Source organism: Rhodococcus sp. NPDC056516, from assembly GCF_042794655.1.
Lineage (GTDB): Bacteria > Actinomycetota > Actinomycetes > Mycobacteriales > Mycobacteriaceae > Rhodococcus_F.
This window is the reverse complement of record NZ_JBHTTG010000003.1, coordinates 123,103-146,472: the sequence shown is the minus strand read 5'-3', so window position 1 is coordinate 146,472 and position 23,370 is coordinate 123,103. Positions and strand designations below refer to the sequence as shown.

Below are 23,370 nucleotides of genomic sequence, written 5' to 3'. Positions count from 1 at the left end.
CGTTCAGTTGTTCACGCACCAATCAGGAGGCGTCACACATGGTCGACATCGACCCAACCTCGGGGCCATCGGCCGGTGAAGAGGAAACTCCAACTCGCCGAACACGAGTCGTCGTCATCGGAGCAGGCTTCGGCGGCATCGGAACTGCTGTCCGCTTGAAGCAATCCGGGATCGACGACTTCGTCGTTCTCGAACGCGCTGCGGAGCCCGGGGGAACCTGGCAGGTCAACACCTACCCCGGTGCACAGTGCGACATCCCGTCGATTCTGTACTCGTTCTCGTTTGCGCCCAATCCGAACTGGACGCGGCTGTATCCGCTACAGCCCGAGATCTACGACTATCTCCGGGATTGCGTCCATCGCTTCGGACTGGCCGGTCATTTCCACTGCAACCAGGACGTGACAGAAGCTTCGTGGGACGAGCAGGCCCAGATCTGGCGGGTGCACACCGCGGAAACCGTGTGGGAGGCACAGTTCCTGGTGGCGGCCACCGGCCCGTTCAGCGCCCCCGCCACACCCGACCTCCCCGGACTCGAATCGTTTCGTGGTCAGATGTTCCACACCGCAGACTGGAACCACGACCACGACCTTCGCGGTGAACGCATAGCCGTGGTCGGCACCGGCGCCTCCGCAGTGCAGATCATCCCCAGACTGCAACCGCTCGCGAACTCGCTGACCATATTCCAGCGGACACCGACGTGGATCCTGCCGCACCCGGATCAGCCGATGACGGGCTGGCCCAGCGCGCTGTTCGAGCGGGTACCGCTCACCCAGCGACTCGCACGCAAGGGACTCGACCTACTTCAAGAAGCCCTGGTACCCGGATTCGTGTACAAGCCGTCACTGCTCAAAGGGTTGGCCGCACTCGGCCGAGCACACCTTCGCCGGCAGGTGCGGGACCCGGAGCTTCGCGCAAAGCTGCTCCCCCACTACGCATTCGGATGCAAGCGTCCGACGTTCTCGAACACCTACTATCCCGCGCTGGCGTCACCCAATGTGGAGGTGGTGACGGACGGAATCGTCGAGGTGCAGGAGGGCGGAGTTCTCACCGCGGACGGAACCTTCCGGGAAGTCGACACCATAGTCATGGGAACCGGCTTTCGGATGGGAGACAACCCGTCGTTCGACATCATCCGAGGCCAGGACGGCCGCAGCCTCGCGCAGACGTGGAACGGCAGTGCCGAGGCCTTCCTCGGCACCACCATCAGCGGTTTTCCGAACTGCTTCATGATCCTCGGCCCCAACTCGGTGGTCTACACCTCGCAGGTCGTCACGATCGAAGCGCAGGTCGAATACATCGTGAGCTGCATTCTTCAGATGGACGAGCGCGGCATCGGCAGCATCGACGTCCGCGCCGACGTGCAGCGCGAGTTCGTGCACGCGACCGACCGCCGACTCGCCACCAGCGTGTGGAACGCGGGCGGGTGCAGTAGCTACTACCTCGTCGACGGCGGCCGCAATTACACCTTCTATCCCGGATTCAACCGATCCTTCCGCGCCAGGACCAAACGAGCTGACCTCACTCACTACACGCAGGTACAACCTGTCTCGTCCACATCACTCACCACTGCTCGAGAAACCGTGAGGAGCCGATAATGCTCGGCATCAACGCCTTCCGAGGCACACCCGTCATCGCACCGTCCGGCGCTCGCCGCTACACCGACGAAGCACATGCCATCGCCGCCCGTGACGTCGAATTCGACTGGGACGGTGTACCACTGCACTACGTGCCGAACGAACCGATGGTCACCCACGTCATCAACTTCATGCATCTCGTGTTACCCGAGGGAGAGCGGGCCATGTCCGCGACGCTCGCCGAAGCGCTCCCTCTCATCGAGGACACCCGACTGCACGAAGAGGTGGTGGGTTTCGTCGGCCAGGAAGCAACACACGCGTCGTCGCACAAAGGTGCACGCGAACACCTTGCGGACCTCGGCATGGACATGAAACCGATGGCACGCCGCATGGACTGGCTCGTGGACAAGATATTGGGAGACAAGGGATTGACCGGAAAAGCCAAGCACGCCTGGCTCTGTGAACGTCTCGGCTTGTTTGCTGCCATGGAGCACTACACGGCAGTGGTCGGGGAATGGCTGCTCACCGATCCCGCCCTCGAAGATGCCGGCATGCACCCGGTGATGCTCGACATGGTCAAGTGGCACGGCGCTGAAGAAGTCGAGCACCGCAACGTCGCTTTCGACGCCTACATGTACGTCGACGGTAGCTACTCCCGACGCGTTCGCACGGGGCTGCTGGCCAGCTTCACGTTGTTCGTACTGTTCATCGCCTCGATGAATTACCTTTTCCGGCAGGACCCGTCGAAGGCGAAGGGTCGACTGTGGCCTCTGCAGCTGATCAGCGCCACTCGTCGTGGACTGGTACCGAACATGAAATTCCTGATCACCGAGATTCCTCCGTATCTGCGGCCGAGCTTCCATCCGTCCCAGATCGGGGACATGGACGTAGCCATGCGCTACCTCGCTCGCTCACCTGCCGCCAATCGTTCTTCCGAAAAGAGTGAAGAATGAACAAGACGGCTGCCGACCGTCCTCACGACGCACACGGCTTCACACCGACCCGGTCGTTGAGGTTTGCCGCGCAGGCCACCAGCGCATACCGTCGGATCTTCGCAACCAGTCCTGCAGCGCAGATACTTTCGCGTCCCAACCCGGTCCGCTACAGCGGGTTCGACATGACGCTGGACGTGAAGTCCGTCCGGTTCGAGTGTGACGACGTCATGAGTGTCACCTTGACCCCGAGGGAAGGCATCGCCCTGCCGTCGTGGATTCCCGGCGCCCACCTCGACGTCTTTCTCCCCTCTGGAAGGCAACGACAGTACTCGCTGTGCGGCGACCCCGACGACTTGACCTCGTATCGGATCGCCGTCCGAAGGATAGACGAGGGCGGTGGCGGCTCACGCGAGATCCACGAGTCGCTGAAACCTGGAATGGCGGTGGACGTACGAGGGCCACGGAATGCATTTCCGTTTGTCACTGCTCCGTCGTACCTCTTTGTTGCGGGCGGAATCGGGATCACTCCGATACTTCCCATGGTGCAACGCTGTCACCGCCGCGGAGTCCAGTGGCGATTGGACTATCTCGGACGAACTCGGGCAGCTATGCCATTCCTAACCGAGATCGAGGAGTATTCCAGCGGCCGGGTAACCATCCGGCCGGACGACGAGTTGGGTCCGCCAGATGTCGAAACACTGCTCTCCGCTGCGGATCCCTGCGCCGCGGTGTACACGTGCGGACCGACGCCGCTGATGAACATGGTGCGCGCGGCGGCCTTCACGAGCAACCCGACCGGATCGGTACACAGTGAGCGCTTCTCGCCGCTACCGGTAGTCGACGGCAAAAAATTCACTGTGCACCTGGCGCGCACCGGTCTCACCGTCGATGTCGGCGAGTCCGAAAGTGCCTTGGCAGCAATACGACGCGCACTTCCCGGCGTCGCGTATTCCTGCCAACAGGGCTTCTGCGGTACCTGCAAGGTCCGGGTGCTCGCGGGGACCGTCGACCATCGGGACACCCTTCTCACCGAATCGGAACGCACCGATTCGATGTTGACCTGTCGATCACGTTCCACCGGTGGGTCTTTGGTGGTGGACCTGTGAAGCGAAAATTCCCGCTCGCGGCGGCCGACGCAGACTTCATCCGCTCCGCTCCGCTGGCGATCACTCACCGGATCGAGTCCGAAGCGACGTGTGAAAGCTTGTGGCGGACGTTGACCTCGGACGGTGCGCTCGCGTCGTGGGCGCGCGGGATCACCGGATCCGACTGGACCTCGGCCAGACCATTCGGCATCGGTACGACGCGAACTGTGCGGGCCGGCGCTTTCGCCGCACTGGACGAGAGATTCTTCCGCTGGGACGAGGGGCGCCGGATGACGTTCTACGTGGAGTCTGCGTCACTCCCGGGATTCAAGCGTTTCGCCGAAGATCTGGTGCTGGAACCGACTTCGACTGGAAGCCTTCTCACCTGGACGTTCGCGGTGCAGGCGCAGCCGTGGTTCGCCCCGATTCTGTCTCTGTCCCGACCGATCCTCGACCGCGTGACCCGCAACTGGGCCGACGGCGCCATCCACCACACACTTCAAGGAACTCCACAATGACGGCGACCGAGATCGACACGACCACACAGGCGTCCGACGACACGGTGACACAGGCAGTGCGCGAAGCTCGAGTCGCCGCCGCGTGGTGGGCGGAACTGACATTCGAGCAACGCGCCCACCGACTGGATCGGTGGCGAGGAATCATCGCTCGTCGAGCATCCGAACTCGCCGACGTCGTGCACCGGGACATGGGCAAGCCTCACCCCGACGCAATGCTCGAAATTGCCATGGCGCTCGAACACCTCGCGTGGGCCTCTAAGAATGCTCGAAAGGTGTTGGGCAGGCACACCGTCGGTTCCAGTCTGTTGACGATCAATCAGGCCGCCTCGGTGGAATATCGGCCTCTCGGAGTGGTCGGCGTGATCGGTCCGTGGAACTATCCGGTCTTCACCCCACTCGGTTCGCTCTCGTTTGCCCTGGCTGCCGGCAACGCTGTTGTCTACAAGCCGAGTGAGTTCGCACCAGGTGTCGGTGAATGGTTGGCCCGAGCATTTGCCGAGGTCGTCACTGAACATCCTGTGCTGCAAGTTGTCACAGGTGACGGTGGGGTCGGCGCGGCACTGTGCCTGGCCGGTGTCGACAAGATCGGGTTCACGGGATCGACCGCGACTGGCAAGAAAGTCATGGCAGCGTGCGCCGAGACCCTCACACCGGTGTTGATGGAATGTGGCGGTAAGGACGCACTCGTCCTCGATTCCGACGGAGATGTCGGCGCCGCCGCGGATGCTGCGGTGTGGGGAGCGTTGTCCAACTCCGGTCAGACCTGTCTGGGCGTCGAGCGTGTGTACGTGCACGAACACGTCTACGACGAGTTCCTCGACAAGACAACCACTCTGGCCGCTCGAATTCATGCAGGTCCTGCTGCCGACGACAAGATCGGTCCGATCACCATGCCCTCGCAAGTCGCCGTCATCCGGCGCCACATAGACGACGCGGTATCGCGGGGTGGACGTGTCGTTCTCGGCGGGCTCGGCACGATCTCCGGTCAGTACGTGCAACCGACCATCATGGTCGACGTACCCGAAGACAGCCTCGCCGTCACGGAGGAGACCTTCGGCCCGACGATGACCATCACCAAAGTCAGCTCGATGGACGAGGCGGTGGAATTGGTCAATGCGTCGACATACGCCTTGGGAGCAAGCGTGTTCGGCAAGGACGGAGTATCAATTGCAGATCGACTCCGATCGGGAGGAGCGTCGGTGAACTCCTACGTGATGTATGCCGCAGTTCCCAACCTGCCGCTGGGCGGGGTCGGAGCATCCGGTTTCGGACGCGTTCACGGCCCCGACGGACTGAAAGAGTTCACCTATGCCCGTTCGATGACCAGGCAACGGTTCCGTTCGCCATTACCACTGACGACGTTTCGACGGACCGCCCGAATCGACTGGCTGGTCAAGGTTCTCATACGCGCTCTACACGGAAGGCACTGAAGCCATGACGGGACGCTTGTCCGCGCTTGCAGGAACAGTCCGCGATCTGGGCATTCCACTGCCCGGACGCCGGATCGACTTCGACGTCGCCGGTAAGGTCGTACTGATCACCGGCGGAGGCGACGGTATCGGTGCGGCGTTGGCGCGCACTCTCCACCGACGTGGGGCAACGGTGGCGCTGGTCGATGTCAACCAGAGTTCGCTGGCAGCAGCCGAGCGCGCATTCGAGTCACGGCGAGTCGTGACGGTGACGGCCGACGTCCGCGATCGGGACGGTATGAAAGCAGCCGCGCGCACGGTTGTCGATCAGCTGGGCAGAATCGACGTCGTGGTGGCCAACGCCGGAATCACCCCTCCCCCGGCAACATTGCGCCAAATCGATCCCGACGCCTTCGATCGAGTGGTCGACGTCAATCTCACCGGTGTCTTCAATACCGTGCAACCGACCATCGACGAGGTGATCCGCAACAGCGGGCACATCGTCGTCGTGTCCTCGGCCGCGTCGTTCGCCCCCGGTTTGGGCGGAGCGTCGTACATGATCAGCAAGGCCGGCGTCGAAGCGCTCGGGCGGGCACTGCGTTTGGAGGTTGCCGGCTACGGCGCCACTGCCGGAGTCGCGTACTTCGGGATGGTGGACACACAACTTGCGCGCGCAACTCTCGACGACGACGAGATCGGGCGCAAGCTCGACGCTCGACTGCCTGGGCCCCTCCGCCGTCGAATCTCCCCGGACAGTGCCGCGAAAGTGATCGCCGACGCGATCGCGCGCCGCGCCGGCCGGACCCTTGCCCCCGCGGCCTGGGAACCCTGGGCGTGGGGACGCGGTTTCGTCAATGTCCTTGCCGACGGTTACCTGGCCAGGGACAAACAGGCACACGACCTGATCCGCGAACTCGAAGACAGAACCACCGCTGCGGCCCCGACGAATGCATCAGCCCTGACAAAGGCATCCAGGAGAACATCATGACCACGTTGTGTGCTGCCTTCCAGCGAGTGTCGGCGGTAGCGCCCGACGCGGTGGCCCTGCGAGACATCGGCGATGCGCGAACACTGACGTGGCGCGAGTACGGCGAACAGGTCCGCGATGTTGCCGCAGGATTGGCCGGAATCGGCGTGGGACATGGCGATACGGTTGCCTTGATGATGAGTAACCGAATCGAGTTCTACCCGATCGACGTCGGCGCCCAACACCTCGGCGCGACGTCCTTCTCCATCTACAACACGTCGGCACCCGAAGCCGTTCGCTACATCCTCGCCAATTCCGGTGCGCGAGTTCTCGTCTGCGAGGCCCAGTACGTGGATACCGTTCGCCGATCCGGTGCCACACTCGACACGATCGTGGTCGTCGATGCGCAGCCGCATGCCCAGCAGTCCGGCACCCTGACGATGGAGCAGATGAAGTCTTCTGCTGCCGCCGATTTCGATTTCGAGAGTACCTGGCGTGCGGTGAAGCCGAACGATGTCGCCACGCTGATCTACACCTCCGGTACGACCGGCAACCCCAAGGGCGTCGAGACGACCCATGCGTGCCTGTTGTTCGAGACGAACGCCGTCAGCGCGGTACTACCAGTCGAATTCGGTGACCGCATCACGTCGTACATGCCGTCGGCGCACATCGCCGATCGGCTCACGTGCTTGTACATGCAGATGGTGTTCGGCACCCAGATCACCGTGGTGCCGGATCCCGGCCAGGTTGCGGCTGCGCTTCCCGACTGTCGCCCGACGATCTGGGGCAGCGTTCCCCGTGTGTGGGAAAAGCTGAAGGTTGCCGTCGAATCAGCAGTTGCCAACGAACCGGACGACGCGCGTCGGGGGGCGTTGCAGTGGGCACTCGACGTCGGTCGAACTCGTCTCGCACATTTACGGGCCGGTCAATCCGTCCCCGCCGAACTGGAGGCGGAGTACGCCCGAGCCGATGCGATGGTCCTCTCCGCCCTGCGTGCGAAACTGGGCTTTGCCGAATTGAAGTGGGCCATCTCCGGCGCAGCGCCCATTCCGCCGGACACCTTGGCATTCTTTGCGGCCCTCGGAGTTCCGATCTCGGAGATCTGGGGAATGTCGGAACTGACATGCATTGCGAGTACAGCGCCGGCCGAGCCGACCAAGCTCGGAACGGTCGGAAAGTTGCTCCCGGGTATGGAAATGCGCATCGAGGCCGATGGCGAGCTACTGGTTCGAGGACCGCTGGTCATGAAGGGGTATCGCGGCGAACCCGCGAAGACGGCAGAGGCGATCAGCGCCGACGGTTGGCTCTCGACCGGAGACATCGTCACCGCCGACGCGGACGGGTACCTCACGGTGATCGATCGCAAGAAGGAGTTGATCATCAATGCGTCGGGAAAGAACATGTCACCCGCAGCCATCGAGACGGCGGTGAAGACGTCGTCGTCGTTGATCGGTGAAGTAGTGACGATCGGTGACGGCCGGAAGTTCAACACAGCATTGATCACTCTGAGCGCCGACGCCGCGGTCGAAGCGGCACGCTCACTGGGACTTGCGGTCGACGCCGCGGTGCTCGCCAAGGACGCTCGGATCGTCGACATCGTTGCAGCTGCTGTCGCCGAGGGAAACTCGCGACTTTCGAGGGCCGAGCAGATCAAGCGGTTTCACGTGCTCACCACGTTCTGGGAGCCTGGCGGCGAGGAGCTGACACCGACGATGAAACTCAGGCGCAAGCCGATAGCCGAGAAGTATGTTTCCGAAATCGTTGCTCTCTATGCGGATTCGATCGCAGAGGACGTCTACGAGCCGGCGCCCTGAGCGTAGATCAGTGTTTCGGTGGCCTTGACCACAAACGTAGCGGCCGTTCCCGGAACCAGATCGAGTTCGGCCGCTGCACTGGCCGTGATGTCGGCAGACAAACCAGGCTGGCCGGCGTCGTCCTCGGCTCGGACTCTGACGACATCGCCTCGGTTTTCGATCTCGGCGACCGTGACTGCAAACGCGTTTCGTGGGCTGCCGTGCGGCGGTTCAAGGTAGACCGATACCGCTCGCGGTTCGAAGACCGCCACAGCGGCACTGCCGGCGAGTAATTCGGACTCGGTCTGACCTGCGATGTCCACTCCGGTCGGGCTCCTGAGAACACCGTCACCTGCCATCGTGCCACTGCGCAAGTTGATCCCGGCGATGCGTGCGGCGAACGCACTTCGCGGGCGAGTCAGAACTGTTCGCACGTCACCACGTTCGACAACCCGGCCACCGTCCACAACGACAACGGTGTCGGCAAGGGCCAGCGCATCCAGAGCGTCGTGCGTCACGAGTACGGCTGTGCGATCCCCGGTCCGGAGCACTCTGCGCAGTAACGACCGCAGCGCCGGGGCCGACGCGACGTCGAGCGCGGACATCGGTTCGTCGAGCAGCAGCAGTTCGGGTTCTGCCGCCAATGCCCTCGCCACTGCGATGCGTTGTGCTTGGCCGCCGGAGAGCTGTGAAGGCTTGCGGTCAGCCAATTCGCCGGCGTCGACTGCGTCGAGCCAATGGCGCGCAGACTCGGCGGAATCGCGACGCGACCGTCCTGCGCTGCGCGGCGCGAACGCCACGTTCGCAGCCGCGCTGAGATGTGGAAAGAGCAGTGCCTCTTGCGCGAGTAGGGCGGTGCCGCGCCGATGCGGCGCCAATGCGACTCCCCTGCTGGTATCGGTGAGAACGCGGGAATTGAGTTCGATCAGCCCGCGCCGCGGATGATGCAGTCCGGCAACTGCCGCTAGAACGGTCGACTTGCCTGCGCCGTTGGGTCCGAGGATGGCGGTCACCTCACCGGCCGCGACGTCGAACGCCGCGACGACGTCGCGCTCAGGAATCTCGATGTCGACGTGGAGGCCATTCACAACGAACCCGCCGATCCGCGTCCACGCACCGCAACCACAATGACGACCGCGACGACTACCAGCACCAGCGAAAGCGCAACCGCTGCATCCGGATCGGTCTCACGCTGGAGATAGATTTCCAGCGGCAGGGTACGCGTCACCCCTTGCAGACTTCCCGCAAACGTCAGCGTCGCACCGAATTCTCCCAGCGCACGAGCGAAAGCCAGAACTGCCCCTGACACCAGACCGGGAAGAACCAACGGCAGCGTCACCCTGCGAAGCACGGTGGTAGGGCGGGCACCGAGCGTCGAGGCCACTGCCTCGTATCGCGTGCCTGCAGTGCGTAGCGCACCTTCGAGGCTGACGACAAGGAACGGCAGGGCAACAAACGTCTGCGCCAGGACGACCGCAGTTGTCGAGAAGGCTATCTGGATGCCGAGCACTTCCAACTGCTCACCGATCAAGCCTTTGCGTCCGAACGTGTACAGCAACGCGATACCGCCCACGACCGGCGGCAGAACCAGCGGGAGCAGAATCAAGGACCGGAGAACGGACAGTCCCCGAAAGTGACTGCGTGCCAACACCGCGGCCATCGGTACCCCGAACAGGATGCACAGCACCGTGCTCATCGCCGCCGTCTTCAAACTCAATTTCAGTGCAGCAACCGATGATTCGGAGGTCACGAGTTCCCAGAACTGCGACCACTGCACGGTGGCCAGCATCGCGACCAGGGGAGCTATGACAAAGGCCCCGCCGATCAGCGCGGGAAGGTAAATCCACACCGGCAACCCGAGCGGAGCGCGGGTTGCCGGTCGTAGGCGTGTCACGGAGCAGCGAATCCCGCGTCACTCAGAACTGCCAGGCCCTTCGGCCCCTTCACGAGGTCGACGAACTTGGTTGCCGTAGCCGAATTCTTCGAATCCTTCAGCACCGCAATCTGGTACAGGTTGACCACCGTGGTTGCTTCCGGGAACGCGACGGTCTGCACCTTGTCACCGGCGGACTTCGCGTCGGTGACGTAGACGACGCCGGCATCGGCCTGGCCGGATGTCACCTTGTTGAGAACGTCGGTCACCGACGATTCCTCACTGACAGGCGAGAGGGTCTCACCGGTAGCCGTCTCGACCTTCTTCGTGGCCGCGCCACACGGAACCTGTGGAGCGCAGATCACCAATTGTGTCCCCTCCTTCGCCAGGTCGGCGAACGACGCGATGCCCTTCGGATTGCCAGGAGGCACAACAATCGTCAAGGTATTGCTCGCGAAGTCCGAGGCTGATCCTGCGACGACACCGGCATCGGTGGCCTTGGTCATGTTGGCGGCGTCAGCCGAAGCGAACACATCAGCGGGTGCACCTTGGGTGATCTGGGCGACGAGGTCCGAAGATCCCGCAAAGCTGAAAGTGACTTCGGAACCGGGGTTCTCGGACTCGAACTCCTTGCCGAGTTCGGTGAAGGTGTTCTTGAGGGACGCCGCCGCGAAGACGGTGATGCTTCCCGTGGCACTCTCGCTCGAAGTGGTTGTGGTCGGAGCGGCCGACGACGTCTCCGACGACGAATTGTCGGAGGAACTACAACCGGTCACCAGGGCAAGCGAAAATGCGCCTGCTGCAACAAGTCCGAGTACGCGTTTCACGAATATCCTCCAATATGTTCAGAACTACGGCGTTTTCAGAGTTACGGGGTTTCCACTATGACGGTGGTGGCCTTCACTATCGCGACGGCGATGCTTCCGACTTCGAGTCCGAGTTCCCTAACCGCGTCGGTGCTCATCAAGGAGACGACGGTGAAGGGCCCACACTGCATTTCGACCTGTGCCATCACCTTGTCGGTGACGACCTTGGTGACGAGGCCGGCGAACCGGTTGCGGGCCGAACTTGCACCGGTGAGCGGATCGGCCGGTGCGGGTCCGGCATTGGACCTGGCGAAGCCTGCCAACTCGGCGCCGTCGATGACCTTGCGGCCGGAGTCGTCCGTCGTCGCTTCGAGAAGCCCACCGTCGACCCACCGCCGAACGGTGTCGTCACTGACACCGAGCAGACCGGCGGCTTCGCGGATTCGAATGTTGGGCACGAGGTGATCGTAGGTCGCAAGTGCGGACCTAACAAGCCGAAATACTCCGCAGATGCGTGAACTAGTCAATCATGATCACGTATCTGCGGAGCATTGTCGATAGTTGCCGTAGACGAGTCAGCGCATCATTCTTCGGCCCAGGGCACGCGGCAGGAGTCGGTGCTGAACCCTTGCTCGGTGATCCCCAACGCCGAATACATCCGGGCGCGCATGTTCTCGAGCCCGATCTGATAGGTCAGTTCCACGACGCCCGCTCGCCCGAACCTGCGCTCGAGATCCGCGACCTGCTCGTCCGTCACCCCGTTCTCCCCGTGCGGGTCACCGGTCATGGCATCGGCGTAGGCGATCGCGGCCCGCTCGTCCTCGCTGTACTTCGGTGAATCCCGGTAATTCGCGATCCCTTTCAGCTTGTCGATGTCCAAACCGTCCAGGCGCGAGAGCATCGTCCCGAAGTCGACACACCACGAGCAGCCGACAGTCCAGGCGACGCGATAGACGGCCAGTTCACGAATGTTCGACGGCAGCACCTTCGACGCCTTCTGCACGGCCATCTCGTGACGGGCAGCGGCGACGAACAATTTCCGATGATTGGCCAGGACGGCAAAAGGCTCGGGAACTTCGTCGTACTGCCTGGCGGCAAATTTGTAGGCCACCTTGATCAACGGACTGGCTTCTGACGGTGTCACTGCGGGAATGCGAGTCATGGCAAGCCTCCGTATCTTCTACAGCACCGGATTCGATGCTCTCTACAGAGTTGGACGACGGCGGCGATTCAAACGTGACAAGCACCGCGCCCGAGCAGATGTGAGGATGCGGTCTCAGCCGACTAAGCTGCAAAGATGCCTTCGACGCCCCGCAACCGCACCGTCTCGCGTCTGCAGCCGTTCGCATCCACGATCTTCGCCGAGATGACAGCGTTGGCCACACTTCACGACGCGGTCAACCTCGGTCAGGGCTTTCCGGATACCGACGGTCCTGCGGCCATGCTCGAAGTAGCGCGTCGAGCCATCGCCGAGGGCGTCAACCAATACCCACCCGGGCCGGGCATGCCCGTCCTGCGTCAAGCAATCGCGGAGGATCGGCGCATCCGCTACGGGCTCGACAGTGATCCCGACTCCGAAGTTCTGGTCACCGTCGGTGCCACCGAGGCGATCAGTGCTGCGATCCTCGGACTGGTCGAACCCGGCGAAGAAGTAGTGCTGATCGAGCCGTATTACGACTCCTACGCAGCATCCGTCGCATTGGCCGGCGCGGTGCGTCGCACTGTTCCTCTGGTCGCCTCGGGAGACGGATTCGCGGTCGATCTCGATGCCTTGCGCAACGCGATCACCGCCAAGACGAAGATGCTGATCGTCAACAGTCCTCACAATCCCACCGGCACCGTGTTCACCGATCAAGAACTTCGAGCGATCGCCGAACTCGCGTGCGAACGCGACCTGATCGTGTTGAGTGACGAGGTCTACGAGCACTTGGTGTTCGACGGTCTCACCCACACACCGATGGCGTCTCTTCCGGGTATGCGTGAGCGCACCGTCACGGTGTCCAGTGCCGCAAAGACTTTCAATGTCACCGGCTGGAAAACAGGATGGGCGATCGGCCCTCGCGAACTCATCGACGGCGTTCGTGCTGCCAAGCAGTTCATGTCATTTGTCGCCGGCGCACCATTCCAACCTGCCGTTGCGTATGCGCTGACCAACGAACAGCCGTGGGTGGTCGAACTTCGACAGAGCTTGCAAGGCAAACGGGACGTGCTCGGCAAAGCCCTGACCGAAGCCGGTTTCACGGTGCATTCCGGCGGCGGCACGTACTTCCTCCTTGCCGACATCAGACCGTTGGGTGAGACCGACGCGGGAGAGTTCTGCCGCGCGCTGCCCGAGCGTATCGGCGTCGCGGCCGTACCGGTCGACGTGTTCGCGGACAACCGCGACGATTGGAAGCACCTGGTGCGCTTCGCCTTCTGCAAGCAGGACCACATTCTTTCCGAAGCTGCACGCCGTCTCCACCTCCTCCAAGGAGCAGCGCACCCATGACAGCGCGGACCATCCCGACCGCATTCGTCCACCGCTACCTCGCGTTCTCGCCGGACAACGACGTCGATTTGTCTGGTGCACTGCGAGCTGCTGGGATCGATCTGGAGACATTGTCCGACCCTCGCGCCCGGCTGACCCCGACTCAGGTCACCACGTTCATCCAATCCACCTGGCAGATCACCGACGACGAATTGTTCGGCCTCGGATCCGCCCCGGTGCCCCGTGGCACTTTCCGTTTGATCTGCCTGACGTTGATCCATTGCCCTGACCTCGGATCCGCCTTCGTCCGAATGTCCGACGTGATCCGTGCACTACCGGCCCTGGCCCCACTGTCGATCGAGAAGGGCGAAGAAAGCACCCGAGTGAGTTTCGCTGTCCGAGCACGCGAAGGTGTCGCCGAACGTGATGTCGCAGAACGTGTCACGACCGATTTTGTCCTGATCTTACTGCACCGCTTCTCCGCGTGGCTGATCGGAAAGCGCGTCCGACTACGGGCCGTCGAATTTCCGTACTCTGCGCCGGATGCGCGGTTGGCCCAGGACTACGACTACATCTTCGGAGCGCCCGTCACCTTCGGCGCGCAGCGAGCGGCACTGGAGTTCGACAACTCGGCCATGCGTGCACCGATCATCCAGACCGAAGAAACACTGGAGGAATACCTCCGAGAATCGCCGATTCAGCTCATGTCCGAACGCGACTACGACAGCACCGCGTCGGCACAGGTGCGACGGGTCCTCGAACTCGGAGTGAAGGGACGAACCTCCACGGCCGAGGAGATCGCCGAAATGCTCTCGATCAGCGTTCCCCATCTGCGTCGACTGCTGCGGCGTGACGGCACCTCACTCAATCAACTGCGCGAAGAAGTACTCCGCGACGTAGCCATCGCCGGTTTGCGACGCGGAGAATCCGTCGAAGTACTCTCGGCGCGATTGGGATTCTCCGAGCCCAGCGCCTTCCGTCGTGCCTTCAAACGATGGACCGGCGATACGCCGAGTTCCTACCGCTAGCTGACGCAGAACTCGTTACCTTCGGGATCGGTCATCGTGATCCACACGCTCGGCCCCTGTGTTCCTCGGTGCAGGATCGTCGCTCCCACCTCCTCGAGTTGCGCTGCAACATCCTCGCGCTTGTCGCCCACTCGTATGTCGAAGTGGAGACGGTTCTTCACCGTTTTCGATTCCGGAACCAGTTGGAACAGAACGCGGGGACGTTCGGGATGCTCCGGATCGCTGATGGCCGCACCTTCACGCCAGACGAGAACTCCCTCGAACGTCGTGGTGTCGGATTCCTTGGCGTGACCAGCGGCGACGAGGCCTCTGATGAAGTCTTCGTCGCTAGGCTCCGCTGCCCACCCGAGTGCCGCGGCCCACCACTTCGCCTGTTCGTGCGGGTGCGCCGAATCTACTGTGACTTGAAATTCGTATCCCATGTTCCGACGTTAACGCCGAGCACCGACACGAAAGAGCAGGTTCGGGTGAGTTTGGGCGTCAGTCGACGCTCTTGATGGTCTTCATGGTGATCAGCGATGTCACCCGCGAGACGGCCGGAAGCCCGCTGAGCTTGGTGACCATGAAGTTCTCGTACGTCGCCAGATCTTTCACGGCGACACGGATGAAGTAGTCGGGTATTCCGAACAGTCGCCGACATTCGATCACTTCGTCGAACGCCGCGACCTGAGATTCGAAGTCCTCGATGGTCGCCTGGTCGTTGACTCCGATCTCGGCAGTGACGATCACCTGAAATCCTCGACCGAGCGCTTCCTGACTGACGATCGCGCGGTACCCGGTGATGATTCCGTCGGCTTCGAGCTTCTTCACCCGACGCAGGCAAGGAGAGGGCGTCAACCCCACCAGATCCGCCAACTCGGTGTTGGTCAAACTCGAGTCTTGGCGAAGGTGAAACAAAATTGCGTCATCCATGGCATCCATCGCACTATTATTGCGCACCGTTCACTATGTGGGCATTCTGAGCAATCGATCACCTCGATCTTTGTTATAGATTTGCGTCGTGATCGAACCAGCATCGTCGACGGCCGCACCTGCCGTCGAATCCCCGCCTCGAACTCCGGCGTGGCGGCACGCCTTCCAGCTGTCGCTGCCGGTCGGGTTCGGCCTGCTCCCACTCGGGATAGCTCTCGGAGTTCTCGTGGTCCAACAGGGGCTCAATCCTTGGTGGGCAGTTGTTTTCACGTCGCTGATCTACGCAGGATCGCTGGAGTTCCTCGCCGTCGGAATGGTCGCGGCCATGACGCCACTGCCGTACGTCGCACTGACCGCACTGTTGGTCAACTTCCGACATGTGTTCTACGCCTTGAGCTTTCCGCTGGAAAAGATTCGAAATCCCTTCGCTCGCTTCTACAGCATGTTCGCGCTGACCGACGAGGCGTACGCGATGTCGGTGACTGCCGATCCCAAGGCACTCACCGGCCGCACCATCGTCTACTCCCAGCTGTACCTGCACGCCTATTGGATCGGTGGCGCGATCCTGGGCGCAACGGCAGGACAATGGATTCCGGACTCGATCGTCGGCCTCGACTTCGCCCTGACGGCATTGTTCGTTGTCCTCTCGATCGAAGCGATTCGCGCGCAAAACGGATTCGCGGTGCCGGTCGCAGCGGTCACCTGCGCTCTGGTCGCGCGGCTCGCGGCACCGGAACACATGCTGCCAATTGCGATGGGTGCCTTCGTACTCTTCCTGATCGGCCGCTTTGTCTACGACTCACGAAAGGCGAAGATCGATGCCTGACACCTCGTACATCTTTGCGGCGGTCGCCGTCATGGCCGTGGTCACCTTCGCTCTGCGCGCGATACCGTTTGCCGCGCTCATGCCGCTGCGCTCCTCCGCTCTGGTCGGCTACCTGGGCATCTACATGCCGGCCGGCGTCATGCTGATCCTCGTGATGTATTCGCTCAAAGGCGTGTCGATCACCGCACCGTCGCACGGCATACCCGAACTGATCGCAGTGTGCGCCACGATCGCCGCGCATCTGTGGCGAAAGAACGCCGTCTTGAGCATCGTCGTCGGAACGACGATCTACGTCGCCCTGGTCAATACCGTGTTTGCCTGAAGATTTCCCATCCGGGAGCAAAGAATCTTTACTCCTGGATGGGTGATTTGTAACCTCCAGGCGCTTATCTGAACAGTTGAACACTTATACGATTTCAGTAGTGTGGCCGCCGGCCGCGACTGAAAGATCGGTGAGGTTCGATGTCCACGACAATGACCACGACGGGCACCCGAATCGCCGGAGCCTGGCACAGTCTGGATCGAGGCCAGCGTCGAAGCATCATCGGAATGACCGTCACCGTCGTTGCACTCAACGTCGTCGGGTGGGCAGTTCTGCTCGGTCTGGTCGTGCCCGGCCACTACACGATCGAAGGCAGTGTCTTCGGCATCGGACTCGGCGTCACGGCGTACACGCTCGGCATGCGCCATGCTTTCGACGCCGATCACATCGCCGCCATCGACAACACCACTCGGAAGTTGGTGGCGGACGGCAAGAAACCGATGTCCGTCGGTTTCTGGTTTTCACTCGGACACTCCACCATCGTCTTCGTTCTCGTCGCACTTCTGGCGTTGGGTGTGCGGCAACTTGCCACCAGCCTTTCCGACGACAACTCCGATCTGGAGAAATGGACCGGCTTGTTCGGCACCACCATTTCCGGAACGTTCCTGATCTTGATCGGCCTCCTGAATCTTTTCTCTCTCATCGGGATTCATCGGGTGTACACGAAGTACAAGGCCGGAACCTTCGACGAGGAACAACTCGAGAAGGAACTCGACAGCCGCGGCGCCCTCAACAAGATCCTGAGCCCGGTGATGAAGATGGTTCGCAAGCCCTGGCACATGTACCCGGTCGGCCTACTGTTCGGACTGGGATTCGACACCGTCACCGAAGTGGGACTGTTGGTGATCGCCGGCGGCGCAGCGGCGACAGGGCTCCCGTGGTATTCGATCCTCGTTCTACCGATACTCTTCTGCGCCGGGATGTCTCTGTTCGACTCGATCGACGGATCGTTCATGAACTTCGCTTACGGTTGGGCATTTGCCCAGCCGGTACGAAAGATCTACTACAACATGGTGATCACCGGACTCTCGGTGGCAGTAGCCCTACTGATCGGGACCCAGGAAATCATCTCGATCTTCACCGACAAACTCGACATTCACGACGGGATTCTCGGCGCCATCGGGAACCTGGATCTCGGCGCGATGGGCTTCATCATCGTCGGACTCTTCGTCGTCACCTGGATGATCGCCCTCCTCGTGTGGCGGTACGGCCGCATCGAAGAACGGTGGCAGGCGCAGTCCGGTGCGGCAGTCGCACGACGAGCGACGGCAGAAGACGCGATGTGAGTTCAGTTCGGCGACAAGGCAGCACAGAATTCTCGAGGTTGGTCGACATGCAACCGCAGCCCACCGATCATGGTGGAGCTAGATCCCTTCGACAGCCCTTTCGGTAGCGAGACCGGCAGCGGTCGATCGAATTCGACGTCCACGACAGTGCCGTCGGGCCCCGGGAGAACGAGATGCTCGTCGACCACCGCATTGGCGGTATCACCGAATCTTCGGACCATGCTCACCCGCGAAATCCGTGATCGGTCCACCTCGACACGAATGCCCGTGCCGGATCGAAACACCACCGTTCGAGCCGACACGAGATGCGGGTGCACGACCCGTCCGGCGAGCCAACCGCCAATCGCAATCAGCGACAACACCGTTGCAATGAGCAGCACGACGCGAAGCCACTGCCACGGAACAAGGAAGTGAATCGCCACGGCCTCGATCACACTCGCCGCGACAAAAGCCACCGGTATCGACATGGTCCCCCTCGAGTAGCCGAAAGTCGCTGTATCACCGGAACTTCCGTCTACCGTGCCCGTCGAGAGCAACCACAGTGATCGGATCACGCCGTACCGCTAGACATGAGACGTGTTGCGACGCGCGCGACCACTTCCCGTTGCGCCGGATCAGGCACCAGATCTGCGATCCCGACCGAGAAGCCCACATCTGCGGATCCTCCGTCTGAGGACACGTCGCCCAGCACCCCGGCCAACGATCCCCCCAACTCGCCCGACAAGTCCGCGATCTCGTCCGCAGCCTCGGCTACCTCGCGCCCAGCCAATGCAGCAAAGCGGCGGTACAGATCGACAATGCGCTTCCGGTCATCCTCGTCGGACAGCAACTGCGTGGCCGTGGAGAACAACTCGTGCGGCGCTGCCCCCGAGATCGCCACCAGCTCCCACATGTCGCGTTCCCGTTCGAACAGGCGCCGCACCGAGTCCGTCGGAGACGAGGCGATCAACTCTTCGAACGCCGACACCAGCTCCACGGGAAGCGGCGAGACCACCCGCCCGGCACCTCGCGCCGACAGCATTTCCTCGAGGCGCACCCGCTGGTCAGCGAGGACACGCTGCTTCCTGTCTATCTCTGCAATCAGGGAGGAAAGGTCGTCGGCGAAGTCGTCCGGTTCTCCTGCATCGATCGGCTTCGGCTCGATCATGGCGGCAATGGAGCCGAGTGGAATGCCGGCGGCAGAGAGCCAACGAATGCGCATCAGCCTGACCAGATCGGGCAGTTCGTAAGTTCTGTATCCGTTGGACAGCCGCCTCGGCTCGGCCAACAGGCCTAGTCGGTGATAGTGCCGAACGGTCCGTGAAGTGGTCCCTGCCGCCCTGGCCACGTCGCTGATTCGCATACGAACAGCATCAACTATGACGCTACGTCATAGTCAAGGCACCGCATCCCTGGCCGCAGGTCCAAGGTCCCGTTCTTCCTGCGGAGAGTTTCGCAGACGAATGTGGCGGGTATTGATCACTTGCGGCGGCGATTTCCAGAGCGAGGGGTCAGCCGCGCAAGGTCTGCCCCCGGCTGTCACTCGCCGGGTGGCGGGCCGCCAAAGCAAGCGGGCCGCCGAAAACAATCTGCGCCAGGCGATGATTTCGATGCAAACGACACGACTCGACACCATCCTGATTCTGATCGTCGGGACGGCAATCGGACTGAGCGTCTGGCTGGCCACGCAAGAACCATTCGCGTCGATCGGACTCGGAATCGCAACGGTCGTGATCTGCTGGATTTCTTGTTCGATGATCCACGGCTTCCCACACCGATCGACAAAGGACATGCGTCCGCGCGAGGACCAGGATCGCGAATCACCGAGGCGCCGTTGACGCCGTGCAGTGATGTGGCCAACCGTGGAGGCCCGGACACAGCGGAGTGAGTGGTTCGCCTGTCGCAGGTGAACCACTCACTCCGGTCAGTTGATCAGACCTCGTCGGGTCGCCATGTCGCGACGGCCCAGATCACAGCGACGTCGAGAGCGATGATCACGATCGACCACAGCGGGTAGTACGGCAACCACAAGAAATTGGCCACGATCGAGAGAGCTGCGATCACGAAGGCCATCCCGCGAGCCCATGTCATTCCCACGAACAATCCCAGCGACACCGCGATGCCGATGATTCCGAGCACGATGTGAATCCAACCCCACGTCGTGACGTCGAATTCGAAGGTGTAGTTGACTCCGACGATCAGAAGATCGTTGTCTGCGAGAGCGGCAATGCCTTGCAGCAGCGCGACAATTCCCGCTACGAAGAGCAGGCAGGCTGCCGCCACCGTGGTCCCGATGGCAAAGCCTTGTCGGACAGGATGGTTCGCATGAGATTGGTGCGGAGCAGTCATGACATCCCCTTCATCGGCGAAATAGCGTGAGAACAGTATTCAAAGGTTCGCGCCGACGAACATCACCCAGCAAGGATGAACAGCCGTCCAGCACCGCAATAGAAAATTCATGGGAACATATGTTCGATTTCGGTGTACTGTGGTCCTTATGACCGCCACGATGCAACCGTCTCTCTTCGACAACGGTGACCTCGGCGTTTCTTTGGCCGATCTCGACGGCACGGTGCAGCGACGCATTCTCACCGCCGGTGCATGGGTCGACCATCGCCCAGCTTGGCTGACTGGATCGGAAGCCGTGTTCGACAACCTGGAAGCTACGGTTCCGTGGCGATCAGAACGGCGCCAGATGTATGACCGCGTTGTCGACGTACCTCGTCTGGTGTGCTTCTACGCGGAGAATCAGCCGCTGCCGGACGCGCTTCTCACCGAAGCCAAAGACGTACTGAGCAGCCACTACTTCGGCGAACTCGGCGAGCCCTTCGCGACGTCGGGGCTGTGTTTCTATCGTGACGGTTCCGACAGCGTTGCCTGGCACGGGGACGACACGGGACGAAGCCGCACCGAGGACACAATGGTTGCCATTCTGTCTCTCGGTGCCGCTCGCCCGCTCCTACTGCGCCCCCGCGGGGGTGGCGAATCGATCCGGTTCAATCTCGGTCACGGCGATCTACTCGTGATGGGTGGATCGTGCCAACGCACCTGGGAACACTGCGTCCCCAAGAGTGCGCGGGCACTCGGGCCGAGAATCAGCGTTCAATTCCGTACTCGCGGAGTCAGATAGCGTCGCGAAGTTGCTCTCGCAGCGCCTTCCGATTGAGCTTGCCGACGGCCGTCTTCGGAACCGATTCGGCAAAAACCACCCGGCGCGGCTTCTTGTACGACGCCAGTCGCTCGCCGACGTGAGTGACCAATGATGCTTGCAGTGCGTCGTTTTCGACGGTTCCGTCCTCGAGGACAACGACGGCGGTGACCGCCTCCACCCACTTGACGTCGGCGGTGCCGACCACGGCAACCTCACGAACAGCCGGATGCGTCAGGAGCGCATCCTCGACTTCACGGGGGTAGACGTTGTATCCGCCGCTGATGATCATGTCCGATGCCCGGTCCTTCAGGAACAGGAATCCGTCGGCGTCGAACTGGCCGATGTCGCGCGTGTGGACCCAACCGTCTTCGGTGAAGGTGTCCGCATTCAGTTCCGGTGCGTTGAAGTATCCGGCGATCGCAGATGGCGAACGGATCACGATTTCACCCGGTTCTCCCTGCGGCACTTCGTGCCCCTCGCCGTCGAGCAGCCTGATCTCGACGTCGATGGCAGGCTGACCACAGGACAGTAGTCGATCCTCCGTGTGGTCTTCGGGCCGAAGGACTGCGATACACAGAGGCGCCTCGGTCTGCCCGTAGTACTGCAGAAAGCGGTGTTGCCCCCATGCCTGCATTGCCCGCTCGATGGTGTCCAGCGGCATCGGCGAGGCACCGTAGATCACGGATTTCAGACTCGAGATGTCTGCGCTCGCGAAATCAGGGCGTTCGAGGAGCATCTGAATCATCGTCGGCACCAAATTGATTGCGGTGGCACGATGCTCGGTTATCGAGTTCAAGAACGTCGATGGGTCGAAACCGGGAAGGACGACGGTCTTTCCGCCGCGGAGCCAGAACGGAAGCACGAACACACCGCTGGCATGGATCAGCGATGCCGCATGCAGCATCGTGTCGTCCTGAGTCGCCGGAAGCAGATTGAGCAGCACATTGCGGCAGATGGCGGCGTAGCTGCGTTGGGTGTGCTGCGCGGCCTTCAACGTTCCCGTAGTGCCGGACGTGAACAGAGTCAGGATCACATCGTCGGGAGCCACCTCGACGTCAGGCATGTCCGAAGGCATGCTCTGCGCTTGGTCGAGCAGAGAACTCTGTCCCTCCGAGTTCGTTTCCAGCCCGATGAATGTCCGCTCGGGAAACCTGGCCGAGAGTTCAGCGGCTCGGTCCGCGAGGTCGTGACCGAAGACGACGTGGGAACTGTCGGTGTCCTCGAGCATCCTCGCGTGCTCGTCGACCGAGAGTCGCGAGTTGAGCGGAACCCGATTGATTCCGGCTTTGACGCAGGCAAAATCGACGGGCACGCTGGCAAGAGAGTTGTTGACCAGCAACGCAACCCGTGCGCCATGCCCGATACCGAGCGCGATGAACGCGTGTGCCAATCGGCTGCTGAGTTCGTCCACTTCCGCGAACGTCATCGATCGATCGCCGAAGACGACGGCCGTTCGCGCCCCGTGCTGTCGCGCGCCACGGACGATCAGGTCTCTGGTTATGGGCATCATGGTTCAGTTTCCTCGTTCGAATTCCGGTTGTTCTCGAATCGGCCGTGCCGGCCGGCGCCCGCGGCGAACGCAGCAGCGCCGCGTACACCTTCAGCGATGACAATGGGATTTCCTGCAACGCCCTCGGCGCGCAGCGCTTCGGCAAGTGGTAGATCAAACGATCGGTAGGCTGACGCGCGATCCGCGAGCATGCAAAGTTGCGGAAACGCGGTCAACTGGTGTGCAAGTTCCTTGGCTGCCTGGAGTGATTGCCCTACTGGAACAACACGATTGGCCAGACCGAAGGACAGCGCCTCCGGAGCGTCGACCGGACGACCGGTCAAGATCATGTCGAGTGCTCGCCCCTGCCCGACAATTCGCGGCAGTCGCACGGTCCCTCCGTCGATGAGAGGAACTCCCCAGCGTCGGCAGAAGACTCCGAACACGGAATCTTCCTCGCAGATCCTCAGGTCCGCGAGCAACGAAAGTTCGAGCCCTCCGGCCACCGCGTATCCGCTGACCGCGGCGATCAGCGGTTTGGACAACACCAACCGACTCGGCCCCATCGGACCGGTGCCGCCGCCTTCCGGGTGTAACTCGTGCACGCGGGCGGGGTCGGAGACTGCGGTCAAATCCGCACCGGCACAAAATGTGCCGCCCGCACCCCACAGAATCGCCACCTTCTGGCTCTCGTCCGACTCGAACTCCAGGAAGGCATCACGCAATTGCGCCGCCATCGGTCCGTCAACCGCGTTCTTGCGATCGGGGCGATTCATCACGATGACGGTGACGCCACCGTCACGCTCCACATAGACATCGCCACCTGGTCGATCGGAGTCGGTCACGATATTTCCTCACTGCTCGCGGATAAGGTTTCCCGGTACCCACCATGCCACTTGTAACAGAATTTGTCAGGAGTTGTTCAAAAGTTGTTACAAACTGATCGAGGA

The 23,370-nt window shown here is 61.9% G+C and carries 26 protein-coding genes; 14 read left to right on the top strand and 12 right to left on the bottom strand.

Annotated elements, in window-relative coordinates; translation table 11 throughout:
- The first annotated feature begins 38 nt into the window (after window positions 1-38).
- From ACFQ6Y_RS09950 to fadD11, 7 genes are read left to right on the top strand one after another with little or no spacing between them, the layout of a single operon-like run.
- Window positions 39-1,595, top strand: a complete 1,557-nt coding sequence (locus ACFQ6Y_RS09950) for a flavin-containing monooxygenase (RefSeq protein ID WP_378631589.1) — start codon at window positions 39-41, stop codon at window positions 1,593-1,595.
- Window positions 1,595-2,527, top strand: coding sequence for a metal-dependent hydrolase (locus ACFQ6Y_RS09945; RefSeq protein ID WP_378631586.1), 933 nt, complete (start codon window positions 1,595-1,597; stop codon window positions 2,525-2,527). Before ACFQ6Y_RS09950 ends, ACFQ6Y_RS09945 begins: the two co-directional genes overlap by 1 nt.
- Window positions 2,524-3,615, top strand: coding sequence for a PDR/VanB family oxidoreductase (locus tag ACFQ6Y_RS09940; protein WP_378631584.1), 1,092 nt, complete (start codon window positions 2,524-2,526; stop codon window positions 3,613-3,615). The genes ACFQ6Y_RS09945 and ACFQ6Y_RS09940 overlap by 4 nt, the downstream gene beginning before the upstream one ends.
- Window positions 3,612-4,112 (top strand): SRPBCC family protein, encoded by a 501-nt coding sequence (locus ACFQ6Y_RS09935; protein WP_378631581.1) that lies wholly within the window; start codon window positions 3,612-3,614, stop codon window positions 4,110-4,112. The genes ACFQ6Y_RS09940 and ACFQ6Y_RS09935 overlap by 4 nt, the downstream gene beginning before the upstream one ends.
- On the top strand, window positions 4,109-5,542 hold the full coding sequence (locus ACFQ6Y_RS09930) for an aldehyde dehydrogenase family protein (protein ID WP_378631578.1): 1,434 nt from the start codon (window positions 4,109-4,111) through the stop codon (window positions 5,540-5,542). The genes ACFQ6Y_RS09935 and ACFQ6Y_RS09930 overlap by 4 nt, the downstream gene beginning before the upstream one ends.
- 4 nt (window positions 5,543-5,546) lie before the next feature.
- Window positions 5,547-6,509, top strand: a complete 963-nt coding sequence (locus tag ACFQ6Y_RS09925) for an SDR family oxidoreductase (RefSeq protein WP_378631575.1) — start codon at window positions 5,547-5,549, stop codon at window positions 6,507-6,509.
- Window positions 6,506-8,302 (top strand): fatty acid--CoA ligase FadD11, encoded by a 1,797-nt coding sequence (gene fadD11, locus ACFQ6Y_RS09920; protein WP_378631572.1) that lies wholly within the window; start codon window positions 6,506-6,508, stop codon window positions 8,300-8,302. Before ACFQ6Y_RS09925 ends, fadD11 begins: the two co-directional genes overlap by 4 nt.
- Here fadD11 and ACFQ6Y_RS09915 read toward each other — a convergent pair.
- From ACFQ6Y_RS09915 to ACFQ6Y_RS09895, 5 genes are all read right to left on the bottom strand, one after another.
- Complete coding sequence (locus ACFQ6Y_RS09915; RefSeq protein WP_378446210.1) at window positions 8,284-9,369, bottom strand: sulfate/molybdate ABC transporter ATP-binding protein; 1,086 nt, start codon at window positions 9,367-9,369, stop codon at window positions 8,284-8,286. The genes fadD11 and ACFQ6Y_RS09915 overlap by 19 nt on opposite strands.
- A complete protein-coding gene (locus ACFQ6Y_RS09910) occupies window positions 9,366-10,175 on the bottom strand; it encodes an ABC transporter permease (RefSeq protein ID WP_317556225.1) in 810 nt (269 codons plus the stop codon). Before ACFQ6Y_RS09910 ends, ACFQ6Y_RS09915 begins: the two co-directional genes overlap by 4 nt.
- Window positions 10,172-10,981: a molybdate ABC transporter substrate-binding protein gene (gene modA / locus ACFQ6Y_RS09905; protein WP_378631568.1), complete on the bottom strand. Its 810-nt coding sequence runs from the start codon at window positions 10,979-10,981 to the stop codon at window positions 10,172-10,174. Before modA ends, ACFQ6Y_RS09910 begins: the two co-directional genes overlap by 4 nt.
- Before the next feature lie 41 nt (window positions 10,982-11,022).
- The gene (locus ACFQ6Y_RS09900; protein WP_378446207.1) at window positions 11,023-11,418 is read right to left on the bottom strand and encodes a molybdopterin-binding protein; all 396 of its coding nucleotides are present in this window, start codon (window positions 11,416-11,418) and stop codon (window positions 11,023-11,025) included.
- A gap of 125 nt (window positions 11,419-11,543) precedes the next feature.
- Complete coding sequence (locus ACFQ6Y_RS09895; protein ID WP_020908828.1) at window positions 11,544-12,122, bottom strand: carboxymuconolactone decarboxylase family protein; 579 nt, start codon at window positions 12,120-12,122, stop codon at window positions 11,544-11,546.
- 135 nt (window positions 12,123-12,257) lie between these two features.
- Between ACFQ6Y_RS09895 and ACFQ6Y_RS09890 the strand changes: the two genes are divergently transcribed.
- Entirely contained in the window at window positions 12,258-13,448 is a 1,191-nt protein-coding gene (locus ACFQ6Y_RS09890) for a pyridoxal phosphate-dependent aminotransferase (RefSeq protein ID WP_378631564.1), read from the top strand.
- Window positions 13,445-14,455 (top strand): AraC family transcriptional regulator, encoded by a 1,011-nt coding sequence (locus ACFQ6Y_RS09885; RefSeq protein WP_378631561.1) that lies wholly within the window; start codon window positions 13,445-13,447, stop codon window positions 14,453-14,455. The genes ACFQ6Y_RS09890 and ACFQ6Y_RS09885 overlap by 4 nt, the downstream gene beginning before the upstream one ends.
- Here the strand turns inward: ACFQ6Y_RS09885 and ACFQ6Y_RS09880 are convergent.
- The gene (locus ACFQ6Y_RS09880; protein WP_378631558.1) at window positions 14,452-14,877 is read right to left on the bottom strand and encodes a VOC family protein; all 426 of its coding nucleotides are present in this window, start codon (window positions 14,875-14,877) and stop codon (window positions 14,452-14,454) included. The two genes, ACFQ6Y_RS09885 and ACFQ6Y_RS09880, sit on opposite strands and share 4 nt — an antisense overlap.
- A 58-nt stretch (window positions 14,878-14,935) precedes the next feature.
- Window positions 14,936-15,376, bottom strand: coding sequence for an Lrp/AsnC family transcriptional regulator (locus ACFQ6Y_RS09875; RefSeq protein WP_020970517.1), 441 nt, complete (start codon window positions 15,374-15,376; stop codon window positions 14,936-14,938).
- A 79-nt stretch (window positions 15,377-15,455) separates the two neighbouring features.
- Between ACFQ6Y_RS09875 and ACFQ6Y_RS09870 the strand changes: the two genes are divergently transcribed.
- The 3 genes from ACFQ6Y_RS09870 to ACFQ6Y_RS09860 all read left to right on the top strand — a co-directional run bounded on the left by ACFQ6Y_RS09870 (window position 15,456) and on the right by ACFQ6Y_RS09860 (window position 17,801).
- The gene (locus tag ACFQ6Y_RS09870) at window positions 15,456-16,193 is read left to right on the top strand and encodes an AzlC family ABC transporter permease (protein WP_378543166.1); all 738 of its coding nucleotides are present in this window, start codon (window positions 15,456-15,458) and stop codon (window positions 16,191-16,193) included.
- Window positions 16,186-16,515 (top strand): branched-chain amino acid transporter permease, encoded by a 330-nt coding sequence (locus ACFQ6Y_RS09865; protein WP_378543164.1) that lies wholly within the window; start codon window positions 16,186-16,188, stop codon window positions 16,513-16,515. The genes ACFQ6Y_RS09870 and ACFQ6Y_RS09865 overlap by 8 nt, the downstream gene beginning before the upstream one ends.
- Window positions 16,516-16,655: 140 nt before the next feature.
- On the top strand, window positions 16,656-17,801 hold the full coding sequence (locus tag ACFQ6Y_RS09860; RefSeq protein ID WP_378631555.1) for a HoxN/HupN/NixA family nickel/cobalt transporter: 1,146 nt from the start codon (window positions 16,656-16,658) through the stop codon (window positions 17,799-17,801).
- Between the two features lie 2 nt (window positions 17,802-17,803).
- Here ACFQ6Y_RS09860 and ACFQ6Y_RS09855 read toward each other — a convergent pair whose 3' ends face one another.
- Both ACFQ6Y_RS09855 and ACFQ6Y_RS09850 read right to left on the bottom strand, forming a co-directional pair.
- Window positions 17,804-18,268: a hypothetical protein gene (locus ACFQ6Y_RS09855; protein WP_378532205.1), complete on the bottom strand. Its 465-nt coding sequence runs from the start codon at window positions 18,266-18,268 to the stop codon at window positions 17,804-17,806.
- A gap of 83 nt (window positions 18,269-18,351) precedes the next feature.
- Window positions 18,352-19,143: a MerR family transcriptional regulator gene (locus ACFQ6Y_RS09850; RefSeq protein ID WP_378631552.1), complete on the bottom strand. Its 792-nt coding sequence runs from the start codon at window positions 19,141-19,143 to the stop codon at window positions 18,352-18,354.
- Window positions 19,144-19,390: 247 nt separating this feature from the next.
- Here ACFQ6Y_RS09850 and ACFQ6Y_RS09845 point away from each other — a divergent pair, with 247 nt between their 5' ends.
- Window positions 19,391-19,618 (top strand): hypothetical protein, encoded by a 228-nt coding sequence (locus ACFQ6Y_RS09845; protein WP_378532201.1) that lies wholly within the window; start codon window positions 19,391-19,393, stop codon window positions 19,616-19,618.
- 94 nt (window positions 19,619-19,712) lie between these two features.
- Here ACFQ6Y_RS09845 and ACFQ6Y_RS09840 read toward each other — a convergent pair whose 3' ends face one another.
- Complete coding sequence (locus ACFQ6Y_RS09840; protein ID WP_317556243.1) at window positions 19,713-20,129, bottom strand: hypothetical protein; 417 nt, start codon at window positions 20,127-20,129, stop codon at window positions 19,713-19,715.
- Window positions 20,130-20,277: 148 nt separating this feature from the next.
- Between ACFQ6Y_RS09840 and ACFQ6Y_RS09835 the strand changes: the two genes are divergently transcribed.
- Complete coding sequence (locus ACFQ6Y_RS09835) at window positions 20,278-20,910, top strand: alpha-ketoglutarate-dependent dioxygenase AlkB (RefSeq protein WP_378543144.1); 633 nt, start codon at window positions 20,278-20,280, stop codon at window positions 20,908-20,910.
- Here the strand turns inward: ACFQ6Y_RS09835 and ACFQ6Y_RS09830 are convergent.
- Window positions 20,903-22,441 (bottom strand): class I adenylate-forming enzyme family protein, encoded by a 1,539-nt coding sequence (locus ACFQ6Y_RS09830; RefSeq protein ID WP_378543142.1) that lies wholly within the window; start codon window positions 22,439-22,441, stop codon window positions 20,903-20,905. The two genes, ACFQ6Y_RS09835 and ACFQ6Y_RS09830, sit on opposite strands and share 8 nt — an antisense overlap.
- On the bottom strand, window positions 22,438-23,265 hold the full coding sequence (locus tag ACFQ6Y_RS09825; RefSeq protein ID WP_378543140.1) for a crotonase/enoyl-CoA hydratase family protein: 828 nt from the start codon (window positions 23,263-23,265) through the stop codon (window positions 22,438-22,440). The genes ACFQ6Y_RS09830 and ACFQ6Y_RS09825 overlap by 4 nt, the downstream gene beginning before the upstream one ends.
- Between the last annotated feature and the right edge of the window lie 105 nt (window positions 23,266-23,370).

Coding starts and splice junctions, on each gene's coding strand:
- ACFQ6Y_RS09950 (WP_378631589.1), top strand. CDS start 39: ATGGTCGACATCGACCCAACCTCGGGGCCATCGGCCGGTGAAGAGGAA.
- ACFQ6Y_RS09865 (WP_378543164.1), top strand. CDS start 16,186: ATGCCTGACACCTCGTACATCTTTGCGGCGGTCGCCGTCATGGCCGTG.
- ACFQ6Y_RS09895 (WP_020908828.1), bottom strand. CDS start 12,122: ATGACTCGCATTCCCGCAGTGACACCGTCAGAAGCCAGTCCGTTGATC.
- ACFQ6Y_RS09835 (WP_378543144.1), top strand. CDS start 20,278: ATGACCGCCACGATGCAACCGTCTCTCTTCGACAACGGTGACCTCGGC.
- ACFQ6Y_RS09885 (WP_378631561.1), top strand. CDS start 13,445: ATGACAGCGCGGACCATCCCGACCGCATTCGTCCACCGCTACCTCGCG.
- ACFQ6Y_RS09890 (WP_378631564.1), top strand. CDS start 12,258: ATGCCTTCGACGCCCCGCAACCGCACCGTCTCGCGTCTGCAGCCGTTC.
- fadD11 (WP_378631572.1), top strand. CDS start 6,506: ATGACCACGTTGTGTGCTGCCTTCCAGCGAGTGTCGGCGGTAGCGCCC.
- ACFQ6Y_RS09945 (WP_378631586.1), top strand. CDS start 1,595: ATGCTCGGCATCAACGCCTTCCGAGGCACACCCGTCATCGCACCGTCC.
- ACFQ6Y_RS09830 (WP_378543142.1), bottom strand. CDS start 22,441: ATGATGCCCATAACCAGAGACCTGATCGTCCGTGGCGCGCGACAGCAC.
- ACFQ6Y_RS09855 (WP_378532205.1), bottom strand. CDS start 18,268: ATGTCGATACCGGTGGCTTTTGTCGCGGCGAGTGTGATCGAGGCCGTG.
- ACFQ6Y_RS09930 (WP_378631578.1), top strand. CDS start 4,109: ATGACGGCGACCGAGATCGACACGACCACACAGGCGTCCGACGACACG.
- ACFQ6Y_RS09850 (WP_378631552.1), bottom strand. CDS start 19,143: ATGCGAATCAGCGACGTGGCCAGGGCGGCAGGGACCACTTCACGGACC.
- ACFQ6Y_RS09840 (WP_317556243.1), bottom strand. CDS start 20,129: ATGACTGCTCCGCACCAATCTCATGCGAACCATCCTGTCCGACAAGGC.
- ACFQ6Y_RS09880 (WP_378631558.1), bottom strand. CDS start 14,877: ATGGGATACGAATTTCAAGTCACAGTAGATTCGGCGCACCCGCACGAA.
- ACFQ6Y_RS09860 (WP_378631555.1), top strand. CDS start 16,656: ATGTCCACGACAATGACCACGACGGGCACCCGAATCGCCGGAGCCTGG.
- ACFQ6Y_RS09845 (WP_378532201.1), top strand. CDS start 19,391: ATGCAAACGACACGACTCGACACCATCCTGATTCTGATCGTCGGGACG.
- ACFQ6Y_RS09940 (WP_378631584.1), top strand. CDS start 2,524: ATGAACAAGACGGCTGCCGACCGTCCTCACGACGCACACGGCTTCACA.
- ACFQ6Y_RS09925 (WP_378631575.1), top strand. CDS start 5,547: ATGACGGGACGCTTGTCCGCGCTTGCAGGAACAGTCCGCGATCTGGGC.
- ACFQ6Y_RS09875 (WP_020970517.1), bottom strand. CDS start 15,376: ATGGATGCCATGGATGACGCAATTTTGTTTCACCTTCGCCAAGACTCG.